The sequence below is a fragment of the Bacteroides sp. RCH18 genome (assembly GCF_058231005.1).
On record NZ_JBIPTC010000002.1, the window covers coordinates 690,417 to 709,269 of the forward strand.

Consider the following 18,853-nt stretch of genomic DNA (forward strand, 5'->3'; position numbering starts at 1 on the left):
TGAACAATACACTATCAAACCATGACGAATAAAGATGAAATGACAATGAACTCTGATAAAAACGCCTATTTTCTATCGCTTCCGGAGATAACCGAATTATCCGTTCCTCCTAAAACGATATTGTTGGAAGAAGGCAAGGTAGCCGACAGAATGTACCTGATCCGGAAAGGTTGCCTGCGCCTGTTTTTCAACAACGAAGGACGGGACATCACTTTCCAGTTCTTTTTCGAAGGGGATTTCGTCGCGTCATTCGACAGCCTGTATCAACGGACACCGAGCCTTTTTTCCCTGGAAAGCATAGAGCCGGCAGAACTGTCGGTTATGAAGCGGGAAGATTTTTTCAGAAACCTCGGACAGAAGCCCGCGCTACGGCAGATATATGAGGAAAAAATCATCGAACGCTTCCATGTTTATCAGCGGCTCTTCCTTTCCCGCATAAAGAACACCCCCCAACAACGGTATGAAGAACTGCTGAAAGAACACCCCTCTATCATACAGCGGATTCCCCAGCATTATATTGCCTCCTATTTGGGGATTACTTCTGTTTCCCTGTCGAGGATCAGAAACAGGCGATAGTTCATTTCTTTACATTTGTTATCGTCCGGTTCCAGTCGAAGATGCGAACTTTGCCGCATCTATTAAAACCGAAAGACAGATGAAAAAGATTTTTATAATAGACTGGAGCCTGATTCCCGTGTTTGTCCTGTCCGCATACTCCGGAATCGAATTGCATGTGGCCGACTATGAAGGCAATCACGAGGTATGGCATAATTGGGCAGTTTTCCATGTCCTGACGAGCCTGCTGTTCCTCATGGCCTCCATATTTCATATAGCGACGCATTGGGGCTGGTACAAGGGAACTGCCAAGAACGGAATAGGCCGGAAAAGCAAGGTCACGGCGGTACTGTCGGTCCTGTTCCTGTCCGTGGTTCTGACCGGATTTGCCCTGTTAGGCATAGAAGGAGCAGGTTCCCCGGTCGGGCAATGTCATTTTTGGGCAGGAATCGTTACAACTGTCCTTTCTATCGGCCATATACTGAAACGCCTTCCGTTGCTACGCAAATCATTGAAATAAGCACAACCTATTCAACGGACAACTTCCGGACAAAGCGTTCTTACAGAAATCGGGGTACTTATTACAAATGCGGCTTCTTGCTTACTGTCGAGAAGACCGCATTTTTCTTTATTTTTCGGCATATCATTCGATTTCAGCATTGCTCGTCCAACCATTTGGGGCATCCGGTCCATTCGTTGCCCCTTCAAATCCGGCATCAGAGAATGGCTGTTGTCATAGGCACCGACTTCATGCAGTTCCACGAATGAGGCATTTCCTCCGTAACGGTTTATGTTTTTCACGAGCTTACGGCCTGTCCGGAGAAAACATACGTGCCAGTTTTTCCCGACGAGATTCCGAAAAGACATTAAAATAGTTGAAGAATAAAATGTTACGCATACAATTATGTACAGAATCCTTTCATTTCGAACCATCATGCCTTATTTATACCGGACGGGGGCAATGTCGCTCCCGTAAAATAATTAAGGATTATGATAATAGGTTATTTAAGGGTCAGCACGGGCAAACAGAACCCGGCTAACCAACAAGACGAGATCCGGCGTTTCGCCGACAGTAGAAATCTTTCCGTCAGCCAGTGGGTGACGGAGGTCGCCAGCGGCAAGAAGAAGGGGTGCGACCGCAAATTAGGGGGACTGATACGGCGCATGAAACGGGGCGACACGCTGATTGTCACGGAAGTTTCGCGGCTAAGCCGCACGCTGACGGACCTCATGGCCATCATGGGCAAGTGTCTGGAGAAGGGAATCAACCTTTACACAACCAAGGAGGGGTATTCGTTCGACAACTCCATCAACAGCAAGGTACTTTGTTTCGCGTTCGGTCTGGTAGCGGAAATTGAACGCAACCTGATTTCGATGCGCACGAAGGAGGCTCTCGCCCTCCGGAAAGCCGAGGGTGTCGTCCTTGGTCGGAAAAAAGGCAGCTACACGAAAATGAACGTGCTGATCGAAAACCGAAAGGTCATCGTTGGCATGTTGAAGCGGAACTGTACGATTGCCGATATATGCAGGCGTTTCGACATTTCGCGGGATACATTCATGAAATTCCGTAGCCGCTATAAGGAAATAGATAAGGCCATGAAAGAGAAAGAGATAAGACGGAAAGGGGAGTTGCAAAAACGGAGGGTATGATTTTACGTTGGTTAAATCGTTCGTTTTCAGCCACAAAATTACAAAAACACGAATTATCCACAAAAAAAATCTGCAAAAAATTGCGTTTCAGTTCTTTGAGTAGGACAAATTTTCCCGGAGTGTCCGAATAATACGACCTTTTTTCCGATAGTCTTTTTAACGAACGATTAAACCAACAAATAAATCGGCATAACTGACAGTTATCCGGCTGATTATTTGTTGGTTCGGTGCTTTTTTACCTCTAAAGAAAGAAGCACGGCACGGACAAACGTACAGAGATTGAATAAATAGCTGATATAAATAAATTGGCATAGACAGAATTATGACAATGAAACGAATACTGTTATTATTTCTTTTATTCTGCGGCGGGTATGTTCATGCGCAAGAGTTGGACTCGGCCCGTATCCATTACCGGCAGGGCCACAGGGAAGTGGACATGCTCTTCCGGGACAACCGCGCGGAACTGGAGCGTTTTATCCGCACCCTGCGTGAAGAACACGGTGCGGACCGCCTTGAAAGCGTCGTGATACGCTCGTGGGCATCGCCCGAAGGTGTGAACCGTCTCAACGGGGTGCTGTCAGAGCGCAGGGCCGACTCCCTGAAATCCTATCTCGTGCGCCACGCCGGAATCCCCGACAGTTTGATCTGCATACATGGAGAAGGTATTGCGTGGGACATGCTGCGCCAAATGGTCGCCGCCTCGGACATATTATACAAGGAAGAGGTGCTGCATATCCTTGACCATACGCCCGTATGGGTGTTCGACAAGGCAGGTCGCGTAGTGGACGGACGCAAGAAACAGCTCATGGACCTGCGGGGCGGTATGCCGTACACCTACATGCTGGAGAATTTCTTTCCCGAACTGCGCTCCAGCCTCTCGGTGGCCTGCTACCGGAAACCCGAACCGCCCGTAAAAGTCATTTCCCAAAAAGAGACGAAAGTGAAAGAGCCGGAACCGGCCCTGCAACCCGATAGCGTGGCGGAACCGGCCTCCGAGCCGGCAACGGTGCGGAAGGAAGCGACCGTGCAACCGCATAGACCGACAGTACAGCGGTTGGCCGTTAAGACCAACCTGCTCTACGATGCGATACTGATGCCTTCGCTCGAAGTGGAGTACCGTATCGCCGACCGTTGGACGGTGAACCTCGAAGGCGACATGGCATGGTGGAATAATGACGGCAAGCACAAATGTTACCAAGTAGCTACAATCAGCCCGGAGGGACGCTGGTGGTTCGGACAGAAGCAAGGCAGCCCGTGGCACGGCCACTACCTCGGCGTGTTCGGCGGCTTCACGTGGTACGACCTTGAAAACGGCAAAGAGGGCTATCAGGGCGAGGCCGAAATGGTGGGTGTCAGCTACGGCTACATGTTCCCCATCGGACGGCGGCTCTCGCTGGAAGCCGGTATCGGTCTGGGGTACATGCACAGCAAGTACGAAGAATATCTTCCCATCGACGGGCACTACGTGTACCAGCAGACAAACCGAATGAATTACTTCGGTCCGTTGAAACTGAAGTTTGCCCTTGTGTGGCGGTTGTGGGATACCGATAAAAAGAAAGGAGGCGCACGATGAAAGCAACGCTACGATATACCCTCATGGGGCTTACGTTTGCAGGATTGACATTCCTTTCCACGAGCTGCCGGAAAGACCTGTGTTACGACCACGACGAGCATGGTCTTTCCGTGAAGGTGAATCTCTCTTCCGACTGGGAACAGGAATGGGAACGTACTTACGCCTATGACTGGGAAAAATTGTGGGAAGAGGACTGGAAGTACGACTATGAAGATTTGTGTCCTGCTCCGGCCGACGGAATACGTGTCCAAGTCTATACCAGCGACGGACAGCGTATAGAGAGCAATCTGCCCGATGAAGGAGGACGGATCGCCATGCCGGAAGGCACGCACGAACTGTTGTTCTACAACAATGATACGGAATATATCGTGTTCGATGGCGTGGCCGCTTCGGAATCCGCCACAGCCACCACACGCGGCGTGACCCGGAGTTCTTTCCATGAATTGCACGCGGGGGAACGTACCGTGAACCAGCCCGACATGCTTTACGGGGCATACATGGAAGAATACACGGCAGAAAAAACACTTGCCCCGACGGAGCTGCCGGTTACCTTGCGTCCATTGGTTTACACCTATATGATACGTTACGAGTTCGAAAGCGGACAACAATACGTGGCCTTGGCACGCGGAGCCTTGGCAGGCATGGCCGAAACGGTCTATCTGAACGATGGGCATACCGGAGAAACCGCAGCCACGGTAATGTTCGACTGTACGCTGGAAGATTACGGAGCGGAAGCGCTGGTACAGTCGTTCGGCGTACCCGACTATCCGGGTGAACATTACGGACGAAACGGTACGGACGGGCGAAGGTACAGCCTGAACTTGGAGGTGAGAATGGTGAACGGCAAGTTCAAGACCTTCGAGTTCGATGTCACAGACCAAGTGAAAGGACAACCACGGGGTGGCGTTATCGTCGTGAGCGGGCTGTCGATTTCCAACGACGAGGGGCTGGAAGGCGGAGGCAGCTTTGACGTAGATGTGGACGGCTGGGGAGAATGGGTGGACATACCGCTGCCCATTGACTGAAACGAATAAAACAACAGGTACTAAATAACCAAATTTTTAATTTAATTTTTTACATCTTATGAAGAAAAGTTTTTTTGTGCTTGGAGTGGCTGTAGCAGCACTGGCAAGCTGTACGAACGAAGAAGTTGTGGATATGCCGCAGAGCCGGGCGATCCAGTTCGGAACTTTCGTGAACCATTCAACGAGAAGTAGTGTGACTGAAACAACGGAGCAGAATCTTCAGAAGTTCTTCGTATTCGGAAACTATGATGATTCATGGACTTCCGTATATACCAATGTTCAGGTAGACGGAGGCACTGTAGGAGCGGAGGGGACGGTTTGGAATCCCACACAGACTGCTTATTGGATAAATGGCAAGAAGTACCGTTTTGGCGCTTACTCCAATGGTGGTAATAAAATTGAGAATGCAGAGTTTAATGCAACCTCTCGAGTGTTGACATTCCCAAATTACTCGGTAGACAATACGAAAGATTTGATTGTGGCTATACCCCAAGAGGTGACTGCAAAAGAAGCTAATAATGGTCCGGTAAACTTATCTTTCTACCATATGTTGTCGCAGGTGAAGTTCACGTTCAAGAACACGGACGCTTATGACTACACCATGAAAATCTCCGACATCAAGGTGAATGCAGTAAAAACAACTAATGTTACAGCGACTTATGCCGAAAGCGGGAAACCAGATATCAATTGGACTACTCAAAGTGTTTCAACAGAGGACTATGATTTCGGAGCATTAGGGGATATTGCCGAAGAATTTAAGGACGCTACCCACACTACGACCTGCTTTGTCATTCCACAAAGCAACGAAAATCTGGAAGTAACCTTTACCGCAACTTTCTATGATGCAGCAAATAAACAATTAAGTGAAAATCAGTTCAAAGGAAAATTGGCATATAAAGGCGATGTTAGCGGCACAGTACAGAACCAATGGACTGAAGGTTTCAAATATAACTATACAGTAGAAATCAACGGTAGCACGATTGATCCGGAGTTGAAGGAGCAGGTAATTGAGTTCAAAGTTATTGATGTAGATGAATGGGCTGACGCATCAAATAGTGATGTAACCCCGGAAAACGCCGGAGAGTAATCGCTTGCATCAATAGCCGAAAAGACATCACATCAGGCTATGAGGGGTTGAATGTCCCCTCATAGCCACTAACGGGAGTGTTGCTCCTTATTTACGCTACCGGTAGCGTCAGAAATAACCGGATATAAAGAAACAATGTATGATTATGAATAACAACCTATTCAAAACCTTGTTCATACCGGCTGTCGCCTGCCTGCTGGGAGCCTGTACGGAAAGCACGGGCCCGGACATGGAAACAAGCGGCAACAGCGGGGCGATCCGTTTTGCCGGTCCCGCCGTGACACGGGCCGCCATCGACGACGCGGACGGAATGTTGACCGATGGAAACTCGTTCAGCGTATGGGGGAACTACACCGACGGAACGGGCGGTACGGCCACGAGCGTGTTTAACGCCGAAAAAGTGACATACGTTTCCGGCATGTGGGGTTACGAGGGCACGAGATACTGGCTCCCCGGTAATACCTACGACTTCTACGCCCTTTATCCGTCTGTGGAAACGCTGGGCGATGCCGTGTCCTCCGCCACCTGCACGGACGGCACATTTACCGTCAAGGGCTTCGACGCCACGAAAGGACACGACCTGATGACGGCGAAAAAGACGGGTATCTCCGTCATGGCAGGCCAGACAGAGCCTCCCGGTCCGGTAGCCCTCAAATTCCAACATTTGCTGGCACGCATCACCTTTGCGGCACGCAGTGAGGGTGGCAACGCCACGGTACATTCCATCTCCCTTGAGGGGCTGGATGTCAAGGGAGATTACGACAGCGGCAAGGAACCCCTGTGGAGCAACACGGCAGAGGGAACCGTCAGCGTGGAGAAAGAGACTTCCGTAACTCCAGCCGGAAATGCGGACGTGTCGGGCGACCTGCTACTCATTCCGCAATCGCTCACGGACGGGGTGAAACTGACTGTCACCTACGATACCGATGCCGAGAGGGGAAAGACCGCTTCCTACACCTTGCCTGCCACCACCGTGAGCATGTGGGAGGCGGCGAACCATTACCGTTACTCGTTCACCCTCACCGGCGGAGGCTATATCGTGTTCGACCCGCCCACGGTCAACGCATGGAGCGACGCCATAGGCGGGAACGTAACCATCGACGTGACCCAATAACCCAATTATAAGCTATCTGTAACTTGACGATAAAATGAACATCCAAATGAAGCAACGATACATACTTCCGGCTCTCCTGCTTCTCTGCTCCGCCTGCCAGCAGGAGGAATGGGCGCAGCCCGAAGCCGACAGTCCCGACGCCATCCACTTTGCCGCCCCGGTCATTACCGTGGAGAAACTCACCCGGAGCACGTTCCACGACGCATTCCCCACCGGCGGCACGTTCGGCGTACTGGGCTACTGCGTGCCTTATCAGCGTGGCAGTAACACCGAAAAGGACTGGGCATCGGGCAGCGCGAACTGGGGTAACAAGAGCGGCAACGCCTTCCCCGACGTGTTCTTCAATCAAGCCGTCACCTACAACGGCTCGGCCTGCACTTATGACTATAATAACAGTGGCGGCCCGCGAAAATGGTACAACACGACGGAAAATCCGGCGGCGACCTCCCCCGACAGCTATCGGTACACCTTTTTCGCCTATTACCCGAAGGACGGTTTTACAGTGGAAAGTCCCGCCAGCGCCACCACACGGGGCGTGCCGAAACTGACGTTCACCATGCCGTTCGGCGAGACGGGCGATGTAGCGACTACCACGTTGAACGACATGCAGACACCCGACGCGATGGTTTCCGTCGTCTATAACCACCTGCGTACCACGGGGAACGTGGGCTTCAATTTCAGCCACATCATGACGGGCTTGGGCTTCGCCGTGAACAACTACAATTACGGAGATGAAAAGAAGGAAACTGTTACCGTCAAGCGTGTTACCTTGTCGGGCCACTTCACCCGCTCGATTACCATCGATTTCAGCAAGAATACCAACGAAGAGGGATTCTACACCTACAGCGGCACCTATCCCGGCACATACGAGATATATAACAACGAGACAGGGCTTGCAGTAGCTCCCAACAGTTCCGTCAGCCCGATAGGCGACAAGCACCTGCTTCTGTTGAGCAACGCCACGGACGGCACTTATTTCGGCAAGGACGTGGAGGTTTCCGTCGAATATACCTACAAAGGGGCGGATAAGACCGCTACAGCCGAACGTCCGACACAGTTCCAGCCCCGTGCGGGTGTCCGCTATACGGCGCAGCTCAACTTCGTGGGCGAAACCTTCGCGCTGAACTTTATTGCCGCCGATAACGAGTTCTGGGAAGACGGGGGCGACAGCGACGTCTCTATCCAATAAAACAACAACCGAAAACAGCATAAAGATGAAAAAGATACTTTATTATTTCCTGCCGGTGGCCTCCATGCTCTTGCCGGCAGCCTGCACCACGGAGGAGGACTTTGGCGGCGGTACCGTTCCGCCCGGCGACGGATTCACCATCGAGGCCGTCTGCCAGAACATGCTGCCGCAGCAAGTCGTCACCCGCTCGGCCATCGCCAAGGACGACAAGGAGAAGCGCATCAACCAGCTCTACCTGTTCTTCTTCGACGAAAACGGCGACTATCTGGAATCGAGCAACACGAAAGTATTCTCGCCGTATATGGCTCCGTCGGCGAATACGACCAATGTCAGCATTCCTACGGACGTGTTTAAAGATCCGGCACTCGCAAAAAAAACTACCATCTACGCTTTGGCCAACGTGACTCCGGAGGTGGTAACTGATGCCAACGGCGACGGTTATCCCGATAATTTCCCCCAATATAGCAAAGACGGGAAAAAGCCCAAGGAGCTGCTCGAAGCGTTCGTGTACGATCCTGCCAATTATACTCCTAACACCCGCGATGACATCACGACCCTGCCCAGCACGGGAATGCCGATGGCGGGCAAGAGCGCGACCGTGAACCTCACCGAGAAGGGAAGCCTCACGATGCAGCTCAAGGCACTGATGGCCCGCATCGACATCAACATCAGTATCGATTCCGACCACTCGGACGAGAGCGGACAACTGCCCCGCCTTTCCATTGCGGAATGGGGCGTGTACAACATGCCTACCGCCGTACCCCTGACCGAGCCTGCCGATGGCCAGACCAGCCTGACTACCGATGAGCCATACCGCAATGTAGAAAACATACAGAGCGATGCCGTCGTTTACAACCACGGCGGGGCCGCCTCCCTGACCTTCTACATGTTCGAGAACATGATTGAACCGGACGAAGATCCGGAAAACTATCAGTATCCGGCTGGAGTAGAGGACGATGTTGACAAGCAGCGGTGGAAGCCGAGACTTGTAGGCGAAAACAGTAAGGCTACCTATTTCAAGATGAGAGCCTACTACACTACCTATAACGGCGACCCCTCCCTGCCCGCAAATCAGGATAACACCACCATCGAGGCCGAATATACCTTCTATCTCGGAGGCAACCCGGTGAATGACTTCAAGGTGATACGCAACAGGCACTACGCCAACAACATCGTCATCAGCGGACTGACCCATGTGGGCAACAACCCGGACCACATCACCTTCGATGCCCGCGTCAACATCACCGAGCAGAACAACCCGTTCTACCTGTCCATGCTGCGCGAGCGTGACCACGACGCCCACTTCTGTATCACACCTTTGGACGTGTACCTCTTCGAGGAAGATGAGAATCCAAAGATGAAAGTCAGCATAGCCGACCCGGAAAGTCACACTTGGATACGCATGGAACGTGTGCCAGCCGAAAATATGGAGAATGGAACACTCTCTGCCGACATGAGTACAGATACCCATTTGGCGACCGGACAGAAATGGACTGCGGGAAACGGCAAACGCAAATACTTCACCACGGACTTGGTGACCAACACCCTTGCCCAAAACACCGAATACACCATCAGCAGGAGCCGTGACCGCATCTATTTCTACTTGGACGAAAACCTAAGCACGAAAGACCGCACCGCCACCGTCAACATCTCGTACACCGACAACAACACGCAGACGCCACGTACCCGTACCATTGAAATCGTACAGCACGGTCTGTTGCCGGTACAGTGGTATTATGAAGGCAGACTTCAAGGCACTATCTACGTGGAAGCCTATGAGGAATATATATCCCATTACGACCCCCTGAACGAGTTTGAAGGGGATTATATCTATGACGGTTTGGAATGGGGTTGTAATGGTGAATACATCGGAGGTCCGCTAAATAACGAATGGACGGAAGGAAACAAACATGGGGCGGCAGCTACCCGGCGCATTATTACCCAAGCTGGACAATCAGAAATGAACCTGAACGAAAAACCCCGCTCAGCGGCGGAATATTGCTATAACAAGAACAAGCGCAATGCCAATGGAGCCGTACAGGGCATGAGCAATTCTTCCGGTTGGTTCCTGCCCGGTATCTCCCAACTGGAAAGTATTCTTACCTCTTATTACAATACATACACGGAGTTCCAGAACAATTTCTACTGGTCATCGGCGGCAGCAAAAGATAGAACAGGAATATGGCCTGCGTATATCTATCCAGAGAGCACCAGCTATGCCCGTGCCACCAAGGCCCTGCCAGACGGTGGTTATGCAGAAAGTGATTGGGACGATATATACACGAATGATAACGGCACTACCGGTAAAGCACCCCGCATCAATAGACCTCTCCGCATCCGTGCAGCCTACGTACCGCCCAGTGGCGTAACTATCCAGTGACAACCGCCAAACTTTAATTCCGTGTCTTACTCACTGCCCGTCTGTAGGAAACCCCTCTACAGGCGGGCAGTGCTGTTTTTATTCTCCCGGTATGTCTTTGGCCTGTACAACCGACATGCACACGCACGTTTTATACGTCGGTCGGGATAGAAAAAGGTGTGACAATATCAAAAGAACCTATTCAACAAAAAGAGGTTTGTAGCCTCCCCAAAAGCCCCTCAAACCTATGGCAAAGGCATCAAGGGGCTTTTCTTCTATCAGCGAAACAGTAATAGACATTTGGGTTCGCGTTATCTGATTGTGTCGTCCGCAAAACACCTTCGGCGTCGGAACTTTATCTGTCATCCGACAGAAATACGATAATAAATATAGGATTTCTTTACCGCTTTTTATTTCTTCTTCAAGAAACGTTCCGTGAGCCATTTGCGCACCGGGAGATCATAGCACTTCAGGCAGGCATAGGCAAGCGCGAACGCCCCGACGAACGTGAGCAGCATGTAAGGAAGGCCTTCGGCAAGTGTCGCCTGACGGTTGAACGCCCATGCCGTATAAATATAGACCAGCGGATAGTGGGTGATATAGACGGGATAGGATATGTCGCCCAGAAACTTGCATACGGCAGCGGAGCGTTTGCCCGTTATCCTGCCTCCCGCTCCCATCGAGACGATAACCGGGAAAATGCAGATGATGCAGAAAGCCTCGTAAAGCCCGTTCATCCAATACCCGTCCTCCCCACCGATACGGGGCGCGGAAAGCACGGCGATTATCATCAGGCTGCACCACCCAAAAGCATTCTTGCGGGTGCGTATCAGCCAGCCAAGCCGGGACAGGAGCAGTCCGCCAAAGAAGGGGTACATCAGCCGGACCAGTCCCACGTACTGCTGTTCCCAGTTCAAAGCCCATCCGCCCACGATGTCGCCGGCAGGTGCGGTAAGGCAGCGGTGTACCGTGAAGCACGCCGCTATCGCCACGAGGACAGTCAATGCCGTCTTGCTGAACTTGCGGATGAACAAGGCGTACAATATGTTGCCGATGTATTCGTAGTAAAGCGACCATGCCGGCCCGTTCAGCGGGTGCATTTCCATCCATCCCCGGACGTCCCACTTCAGCGGCAGAGGCAGTAACGTACAACCCAGCAGCATGACCAGCAGCACCGCACCGGCGGACACGCCCTCCATTGCCGGATAACAGGGGGCATCCTGAAACCAAAAGAGCGCGGCTCCCACGATACTCCCCATGATCACCATAGGCTGTAGCCGGATAAGACGACGCTTGAAGAAGGTTCCCGTGCTCATCCGGTTCCAACGGTCATCGTATGCGTAGCCGATGACGAAACCCGAAAGCATGAAGAAGAAATCGACTGCCAGATAGCCATGATTGATAATCTGGTTCAGATGGTTGCCGCCGGAATGCGCTTCCAGCAGATGAAAGGCCACTACCATAGCAGCCGCCACACCGCGCAGTCCGTCCAGAATCTCGTAGTGCGGCTTCGAGGTCAGATAAGAGTTTTGCATGTTCATGAATTATACCGGTAAAAGACTGAATGCAAAGATAGTATATAATAAATAATTACGATGTTCGTTACCGATTAGAAAATATCAAACAGTCAGATTTCCGTTTAAAAAGAGAGCCGATCTTCACAGACAGGCTCTCCATAAACGAAAAAAAATGTTTTTATATCGTATGAACAAAAAGTATTATTTGAGATGCAGCATAACCTTTGTATGGCGGTTGGCCTCATTGGGCGCATAATCGGAAATGCCGCCTTGGTGAGTTTTGGTTATCTTGTCGCCCGACACCCCACGTTTGATTAATTCTTCAGCGATATAATCGGCTCTTGATGCACTCAAGACATTGTTTACGGATGCTGTTCCGGTCATACTGTCAGCTGCACCAATGACGCTTACCGATAACCCGTACTTCTTCGCTACTCTTGCCAACTCGTCGAGATTAAGCGTCTGGGAGGTATCCGTGAGACGCGCCGTATTGAGTTGGAAGAAGAAATACACGGGTGAGCCGATACACTCTTTTCCGTTCTGCATACGAGCCAAATATTGCATACAGAGTGTGTCTTGACCCGCACAAAGGGGAATTGTGTCGGCAGATTGTGTACCCTTCCCATCCAAGGGAGATTTCCCGTCCCACTTCCGGTTCTTAAGTCTCGCTTGAAGCGAGTTCAGACCGCTGTAATTGTTTTTGGGATAACGGTTGCCGTCGAATGCATCGTCGTCATCAAAAAGATGGCTGTACTTGTCGAGCAATCCTTCGATTTCCAGAATCTTTTTCAGCTCAGCGAGTGTCCGTCGGTCTCTGTCATGCTGCCCTGCATAAAGACGGTTCTCTTCCGACAAAGCATTTACGCGCTCGACAAGCCACTGATCGCGGCGGATATAAGGACTTGGGTCTATGGCGCGTTTCCAACCGACCCTGCCGATATGAAAAGAAAATCCGGCGGTAAGCGATAACATGTGGTCACCAAAACGGTTCTCCTTACCATACCCGTCGAAATCTTGGAAAGTGGTTGCGCCGGAGAGTTCCACGAGGGCGCTTACCCTTTTGGAAATCCGGTACTGCCCCTGTATACCATAAGAGACTGCAAACGGGTTATGCCCGTTGGTCGCATGATGCAGCAGCCCGATACCGGCAAAGGGAGCCAGATGCCAGCGTACCTGTTCCTGACGGGAATAACTGCCGCCGAGCACATTCCATAGCAGATCCGCATGGAGGTGGTGGTATTCCTGCACGGCCAGCGTACCGTCCTTGAACTGCAAGCCGCTATAATTTATGCGTGCGCCTACCCACGGGGTGAACCACTTGCCAATGGCAAGGCTATACGAGGGTTTCAACCTCCCGAACAGGTCTTCGCAGCCAAGCGGGGTGCCGAGAAAGGCCGTCGTGCCTCCGGCGATACTGACGAACCAGTTGCCGTTTCCCCGTGCCGGGACGACCACTCCGTCAAGATATGAGGGCTGTAACGGCTGCAGCAGTTCAGTGTCATCGTAACGGAACATGCAGCGTACAGTATCCTTCTCCGTGGGTTGTACATCCGCACGGGCTTGCAGCGTACAGAACGCCGCAAAGATAAAGATGATATTCTTTGTCATAATTCCAATTTTTTAATTGTAATCTATTCAGTTTTCAGGCAATCTTTGCCATTTATCGTTTGGGCTTTTTGCCGATGGCCGGACGCATCATGCGGCTCGCCATTCTCATGCAGCGGAGCGCCCATGCCCGGTTGTCCTCGTCGTCATCGCGTCCCCATTTGAGGTCACTGCCGCCACCACCTCCGCCACGTGTTTCGGCAAATGTAGTGGCATCATCGACCATGCCGAGGAACAACAGTGTGGCGCAGTGCATGACTTCCGTGCCTTGTTCTGCCACGGAGCGCACGAGGGTGCCATCGAACAGTTGCCGTTCGGAGGGCTTCATACGTGCCGACAGTTCCCGCCACTCATCGACCATGTTTTCCAGCATGGCATCCTTGAGCAGGCTGTCCACTTTGGAATGTACATCACGGGTGTATTCGTAGGCTTCTTCCTTAAGCTGTTCCGTGCGTTCCTGAATGGCATCCATATTCTCTTTGAGGTCGGAAAGCTGTCGGTCGGCAGTCTGTAACTTCTCCTGTTTGTCTGCCAGTTTCCCTTGGATAGCGACCAGTTCTTTTTCGAGTTTCTCTTTCTCGGCGGATATGGCCAAGGCATCGTCTTTTCGGGAGTTCATGTCATTTTCGAGTGCTGCCAGTTGGGCCTCCTTTTCGGATTTCTCTCGTCGCAGGTTTTCCACCATTGAAGTGAGACCCTTTACCCTGCGCTCTGCCAGCCGTATATCCGAATGAAGATCGGAAAGCACTTTTTGGTGGCGGTCAATATTCTCCTCGATAGTTGTACACTCTTCCGAGAGCATACGGCGGTATTCTTCCGTCGTCCTGTGCCGTGCGCCGGTCTCGGCGACGCTCCGGCCTCTCGCCATTCCCCATTTCGTGTTGACCTCGGCGAAAAAGTCCGTATGGAGCTGTTTCATTCTCGCACTATATTCGAACTTGTCCTTTCCGGCGAATATCTCCTTGTACGCAAACTTCCCGTCTTTGATTGGCAGAAGCGTGCAATGCACGTGCGGATTCAACTCGTCGAGGTGTACAATGAAGGCGGCAACATTCTGCTCTCCGTATCTGCCACAAACGAATGAATAGACATCCTTTGCCCAACGTTCGATGTCGCTCTTCCTTTTGATGCTGGTATTGTCCGCACCTTTTTCAAAATCCACCTTCTGCGTACCGAATGCGAGTTCGTGCATCCGCTCCCGCGAACCTCCAAAGATGATGTTTACCACCGTGCGGTATTTCGGTTCGATCAGTCCCTCGTTGGGGTCCTTTATTCCGCGACGGCCCAATATGTCCGCCATCCGTTCCGGGATATTACGGCTCGTGTCAATAGGGCGTATCTTGCCTCCGGACGCAATCTCGAAGTTCAGATGTTTGCGAGTGGGATCGTAGTTGCCCTTACTCATGGCGTACTTCTCTGCCTCTTTGCTGCGATTGCGCAGATGTTCGTTGCCTTGGGCGGCGGTGATTCCTTTCGACACTTGAACGTCAAGAACCTGTTTTGCATTTGCCATACTGCTTCCGTGTTATTTCGGACAATCCCCCGTGTCCCCAGCTTGCTGCTTGTACGGACACCCTTCCCACCGACGAATGTCGGTCGGGGTATTAGGCTCCCCCTTCCCTTTGTTCAGTGGCAGACGGGCAAGCCCGGATGCCTGCTATAACTGGAAGGATATTTGAACCTGAACCGGGGAGAATTGCCCGTGGTTATACAATCTTTGTCTGCGAATCCCTGTTCAACTTTCTTCCTGCGCCTTCGCTAAAAGCGATAGAAAGGGTTTACGAAGCGATTCGAGGCGTTCCGTCTCTTCGTCCATACCGAAATCCGTTCCATCCGGCTTTCCGTCGATAACAAGCTCTGCAAGCTCTTTCGAGGCTTCGATGAACGCCGCCCATTCCCCACCGAGATCGGACCGGAAGAACTGCACGAGCGGTGAGCCGTCGTCGAATCTCGACTTGCGCAGAACCCGCCATAGGGCGGCATGGGCGATACACTCCAAAACGGTCTCACGCAATTGTTCTTCTGATCGGAGGGTATGCACGGATGTCGTGCCGGAATGGTTGTCCGGATAGGCCCGGCTGTCCTGTCCGGTTATCTCCGCCAAGGTCTGACGCATGATTTGTCCGCATGATTTGCCGACATCGAAAGAAGTTGCTTTGCCAATCACCCAATCGTACAATATTCCTTGTATTCTTGTGGCAAAGTCCGTTTCTTTCTGCCCACTGTCCGGCATGTCAGGCGTGCCGATTCGCAGGTGCATGGTAATGATGACGCTTTTCGCCAGCCGGATACGTTCCAACTGCCCGAATGCTTCGAGCGTGTCCAGAAACGAGCGGACGGTGGCGCGGTGCCAATGCCACTCGGATGCAAGGTCGGAAACGGTCACATGGCACTGGCAGGGACCGAGGTCGTAGTCTTGTTTCCTTAAAAACGGGGAGACGAAACCTGCCAGCGATTTATCCAACAGGTCGCAGTAGGCTTCTGTTCTTGTTTTCCGCTCGCCGACTTTTTCTTTCAGATAGTCGAACACTTCCGTGTTGGCCAGTATGGTGGCGGGTGCTTCATTTCTATTTCTCATTTTCGTTCTGTTTTTGATGATTCATATCGTGCGGATTGTATGGACTGCCATTATCCGCATTATCATGGCAGTCTTGCGTGATGATACTATGATAACTGTCGGCTAATGCTCCGGGATATTCCAGCCATTCGAGGAATTTGCGCATGTCTGTCCTTTCGGACATGACCCTTGCCGACGGGTAGAACAGGGCAGCCAAAAGAATAAAGGCGATGGTTACGGACATCGTGTACAGATGCGGCACGAAGCCGATGACCAATGCCAAGAGCGCAAACCAGACGAAACGTTTCGGCCGGTCGAGCAAACAGCGCATCCATCGGTCCGCCCGCCGGAAAGAGGCCCATGCGGCACACACAATGGTGGATGGCACAACACCGAACTCGCCGGGGTGTCCGCTCGTATAGACATAATGGAAGAGGAGCAATACGATAAGCAGCACATGGGTGTACAACCTGCGGGCCTTTTCGCTCCATATCATTTTATCGTAGAATTTTGCCATGAAGTAACGTCTGCTCCTGTACAACAGTGCCGGAAGGACGACAGGCATTGCAAGAAACACAAACTGTAATATAATCCAAGTCATAACAGGTAATAGGGTTTTGAAGGTATGTGAACGGGCCGTACCACGAGTTCCAAGCGGACAATCCCGTGGGTGGCCAAGCGGATAATGTTCTCGGTGTCTTCAGCTGTCAGGGACGATGCGCCTTTCTTCATCCGGGACTTGAATATGCCGTTCTGCTTGCGGTATGTAGCCAGTGCCGCGTCCAGATCATGCTCCGGAATCGTCCACGTCATGCCCCGGTCGTATGTGCCATGCGGTTTGCAAGCACGCAGTACCAGCGTGCGGGAAACCAGGAAATCGGTCCGGTTGTTCCTCGGAATGACGTGCTCCTTGTAGAGGTTGTCATCGGCCACCTCTATCCATGTGCGGTATGTGTCGATGCAGAAAATCATCTGGCGATATATCGTGTTTCGCATAGGAACTGTTTTACATGAAATCCAACAGCACGTCTTCCAGCTCCTTCTTGTACTTGAAGCTGCCGTTTCCGGTGTGGAGTTTCAAGTCGAGAGACAGGTCGCCGTACATCAGTTCCAACGAATCGTAAACGGTCGCGATGACGCGGTTTACCTTACCGTCCGCGTCTGTCCGGGCGTTCATCTTGAACATTTGTCCGAAAGCGGGATTGGAGTAGGCACAGGTGCTATGACCGGATTTTTCCAATCCGACCGGCACATGGTGGTAGAGCGTGATCAGCTCCATGTCGTCCTCGAATATGTCCATGACCTCCTCCAAATCATAGGGGTCCCGCAACGGGAACGTGAGCAGAACGTAGTCGCCGTAAAACTGCGGCTCCTCCATTGTCGCCACATTGAGAAGCTGCGGCATTTGCAGGGGTACGAACGACATGAAGTCATCCAGAAAGTGTCGTAACATAATCATATATCGTTTATTTTATGAATAGGCTTTTACAAAGAGGCGATGAATATCTCCATGAGCATACCGGGCAGCTCGTCCAACCGGTTGTTCTCTGACGACAGGATTTTACGCAGTGTCTCGAAAGCGCCGGGTGTTTCGGTCGCAATCCGGTCGAGGGCTTTCTTATCCTCTGGGGAAAGAAGCGTCATACAGAGGCCGTCCAAGGAAGCGTAGGGCTGGAGTATCATCCAGATGTAGGCGTGCGCCTGTTCGGGTGTCGCGATTTCGCCCCGATGTATGTCGTCGAGACAGGTACGCACGTTCTGTATCAGTCGGCGGTCGGCACGCAGGGCCATGTATATCAGGGCCTCCTTGTAGGTAATCTCTTTGCGTCCGGCAGCGAGAAACACCTCGGAACAGCACTTCTCCGTGTCGCGGGTAATGTCGGCCATGTTTGCACTGCCGGAATCGTGCAGACCGGACAGAAAAGCGCGAAAAACGGCGTCTTCTTTCTCGATGAATCTCTTGAGGTCACGACTGTCGTGTATGCCGTTGTTCAGGGTTCCGGCAAGCAACTTACGATATGCCGACAGCGTTTGCTCCTTGTTGCCACGGTAGGCAGGCCGTTTATCCAGCGCTGCGAAAAACGGGCGGATCTCCTCGGCGGAACGGTGTAGTTCCACGTCTCCGGCATAGGGAGAGAACCGCTCTTTTAAGCTCAACACTTCCTTGTAGGTGCGCGGTTTCGACAGGGCCAACCGGGAAAGTTCCGAGCAAATGGAGTCGTGTAACAGACGACATTCTTCCCGTGTGCCGGAATGGGCCTGACGGGCCGTGTCCTGCCGAATGGCTGCAGCCACGGAATCTTTCAAGGTTTGCCATTCCCCGATACATACAGTCAGCTCTTCAAAGGAAAGTTCTTGGGACTTGCGTATCTCGGAGAGGTACTCTCTGTACAGACCGGCAGGCGTGTCTTGGGGTTCCGCCAGTGATTTGCCGTTCGGACTGTCGCATGACGGGAATGTGAAAACGGCAATCGAAGCGGCAGAAAGTCCAGCAATGGGAAGTATGATTTTTAAGTATGATTTTCTACTATTCATTGTTCAATTTTGAATTTTACAGCGCAAATCTAAGTATTATTTTCAAGATGGCAAGTGTTGAAATTTGTTTTATAAGCTATTTTTAAC

Annotated in this window: 18 protein-coding genes; 9 read left to right on the forward strand and 9 right to left on the reverse strand. The window is 51.7% G+C overall.

The features are described from left to right. Window positions 1-21: 21 nt before the first annotated feature. Together ACHLI0_RS18045 and ACHLI0_RS18050 are read left to right on the forward strand one after the other, a co-directional pair. A complete protein-coding gene (locus tag ACHLI0_RS18045; RefSeq protein ID WP_007571982.1) occupies window positions 22-576 on the forward strand; it encodes a Crp/Fnr family transcriptional regulator in 555 nt (184 codons plus the stop codon). A 79-nt stretch (window positions 577-655) separates the two neighbouring features. Then, a complete protein-coding gene (locus tag ACHLI0_RS18050) occupies window positions 656-1,075 on the forward strand; it encodes a DUF4405 domain-containing protein (RefSeq protein WP_007571980.1) in 420 nt (139 codons plus the stop codon). A gap of 11 nt (window positions 1,076-1,086) precedes the next feature. Here ACHLI0_RS18050 and ACHLI0_RS18055 read toward each other — a convergent pair whose 3' ends face one another. Then, window positions 1,087-1,356, reverse strand: a complete 270-nt coding sequence (locus tag ACHLI0_RS18055; protein WP_225719305.1) for a hypothetical protein — start codon at window positions 1,354-1,356, stop codon at window positions 1,087-1,089. 189 nt (window positions 1,357-1,545) lie between these two features. Between ACHLI0_RS18055 and ACHLI0_RS18060 the strand changes: the two genes are divergently transcribed. The 7 genes from ACHLI0_RS18060 to ACHLI0_RS18090 all read left to right on the forward strand — a co-directional run bounded on the left by ACHLI0_RS18060 (window position 1,546) and on the right by ACHLI0_RS18090 (window position 10,573). Further along, entirely contained in the window at window positions 1,546-2,205 is a 660-nt protein-coding gene (locus tag ACHLI0_RS18060; protein ID WP_007571976.1) for a recombinase family protein, read from the forward strand. Window positions 2,206-2,527: 322 nt separating this feature from the next. Further along, window positions 2,528-3,778, forward strand: a complete 1,251-nt coding sequence (locus ACHLI0_RS18065; protein WP_007571972.1) for a DUF3575 domain-containing protein — start codon at window positions 2,528-2,530, stop codon at window positions 3,776-3,778. After that, entirely contained in the window at window positions 3,775-4,803 is a 1,029-nt protein-coding gene (locus ACHLI0_RS18070; RefSeq protein ID WP_007571970.1) for a DUF5119 domain-containing protein, read from the forward strand. The genes ACHLI0_RS18065 and ACHLI0_RS18070 overlap by 4 nt, the downstream gene beginning before the upstream one ends. 58 nt (window positions 4,804-4,861) lie before the next feature. After that, the gene (locus tag ACHLI0_RS18075) at window positions 4,862-5,890 is read left to right on the forward strand and encodes a fimbrillin family protein (protein WP_007571968.1); all 1,029 of its coding nucleotides are present in this window, start codon (window positions 4,862-4,864) and stop codon (window positions 5,888-5,890) included. A 145-nt stretch (window positions 5,891-6,035) separates the two neighbouring features. After that, window positions 6,036-7,004: a fimbrillin family protein gene (locus ACHLI0_RS18080; protein ID WP_225719302.1), complete on the forward strand. Its 969-nt coding sequence runs from the start codon at window positions 6,036-6,038 to the stop codon at window positions 7,002-7,004. Window positions 7,005-7,050: 46 nt separating this feature from the next. Next, complete coding sequence (locus tag ACHLI0_RS18085; RefSeq protein ID WP_225719301.1) at window positions 7,051-8,193, forward strand: fimbrillin family protein; 1,143 nt, start codon at window positions 7,051-7,053, stop codon at window positions 8,191-8,193. Between the two features lie 301 nt (window positions 8,194-8,494). Then, window positions 8,495-10,573, forward strand: a complete 2,079-nt coding sequence (locus ACHLI0_RS18090) for a DUF4906 domain-containing protein (protein WP_225719300.1) — start codon at window positions 8,495-8,497, stop codon at window positions 10,571-10,573. 389 nt (window positions 10,574-10,962) lie between these two features. Here the strand turns inward: ACHLI0_RS18090 and ACHLI0_RS18095 are convergent, their stop codons facing one another. The 8 genes from ACHLI0_RS18095 to ACHLI0_RS18130 all read right to left on the reverse strand — a co-directional run bounded on the left by ACHLI0_RS18095 (window position 10,963) and on the right by ACHLI0_RS18130 (window position 18,766). Then, entirely contained in the window at window positions 10,963-12,093 is a 1,131-nt protein-coding gene (locus tag ACHLI0_RS18095; RefSeq protein ID WP_007571958.1) for an acyltransferase family protein, read from the reverse strand. A gap of 177 nt (window positions 12,094-12,270) precedes the next feature. Continuing rightward, window positions 12,271-13,677, reverse strand: coding sequence for an OmpA family protein (locus tag ACHLI0_RS18100; RefSeq protein WP_007571956.1), 1,407 nt, complete (start codon window positions 13,675-13,677; stop codon window positions 12,271-12,273). A gap of 52 nt (window positions 13,678-13,729) precedes the next feature. Beyond that, window positions 13,730-15,187 carry a MobV family relaxase gene (gene mobV, locus ACHLI0_RS18105; RefSeq protein WP_007571955.1) on the reverse strand — a complete coding sequence of 486 codons (1,458 nt, stop codon included), beginning with the start codon at window positions 15,185-15,187 and terminating at the stop codon, window positions 13,730-13,732. Between the two features lie 222 nt (window positions 15,188-15,409). Continuing rightward, a complete protein-coding gene (locus tag ACHLI0_RS18110) occupies window positions 15,410-16,252 on the reverse strand; it encodes a hypothetical protein (RefSeq protein ID WP_008654966.1) in 843 nt (280 codons plus the stop codon). After that, entirely contained in the window at window positions 16,242-16,832 is a 591-nt protein-coding gene (locus ACHLI0_RS18115; RefSeq protein ID WP_007571950.1) for a hypothetical protein, read from the reverse strand. The genes ACHLI0_RS18110 and ACHLI0_RS18115 overlap by 11 nt, the downstream gene beginning before the upstream one ends. Then, on the reverse strand, window positions 16,829-17,227 hold the full coding sequence (locus ACHLI0_RS18120) for a hypothetical protein (protein ID WP_171059043.1): 399 nt from the start codon (window positions 17,225-17,227) through the stop codon (window positions 16,829-16,831). The genes ACHLI0_RS18115 and ACHLI0_RS18120 overlap by 4 nt, the downstream gene beginning before the upstream one ends. Before the next feature lie 10 nt (window positions 17,228-17,237). Next, the gene (locus tag ACHLI0_RS18125) at window positions 17,238-17,690 is read right to left on the reverse strand and encodes a hypothetical protein (protein WP_007571948.1); all 453 of its coding nucleotides are present in this window, start codon (window positions 17,688-17,690) and stop codon (window positions 17,238-17,240) included. A gap of 26 nt (window positions 17,691-17,716) precedes the next feature. Continuing rightward, window positions 17,717-18,766, reverse strand: coding sequence for a hypothetical protein (locus tag ACHLI0_RS18130; protein WP_007571947.1), 1,050 nt, complete (start codon window positions 18,764-18,766; stop codon window positions 17,717-17,719). Between the last annotated feature and the right edge of the window lie 87 nt (window positions 18,767-18,853).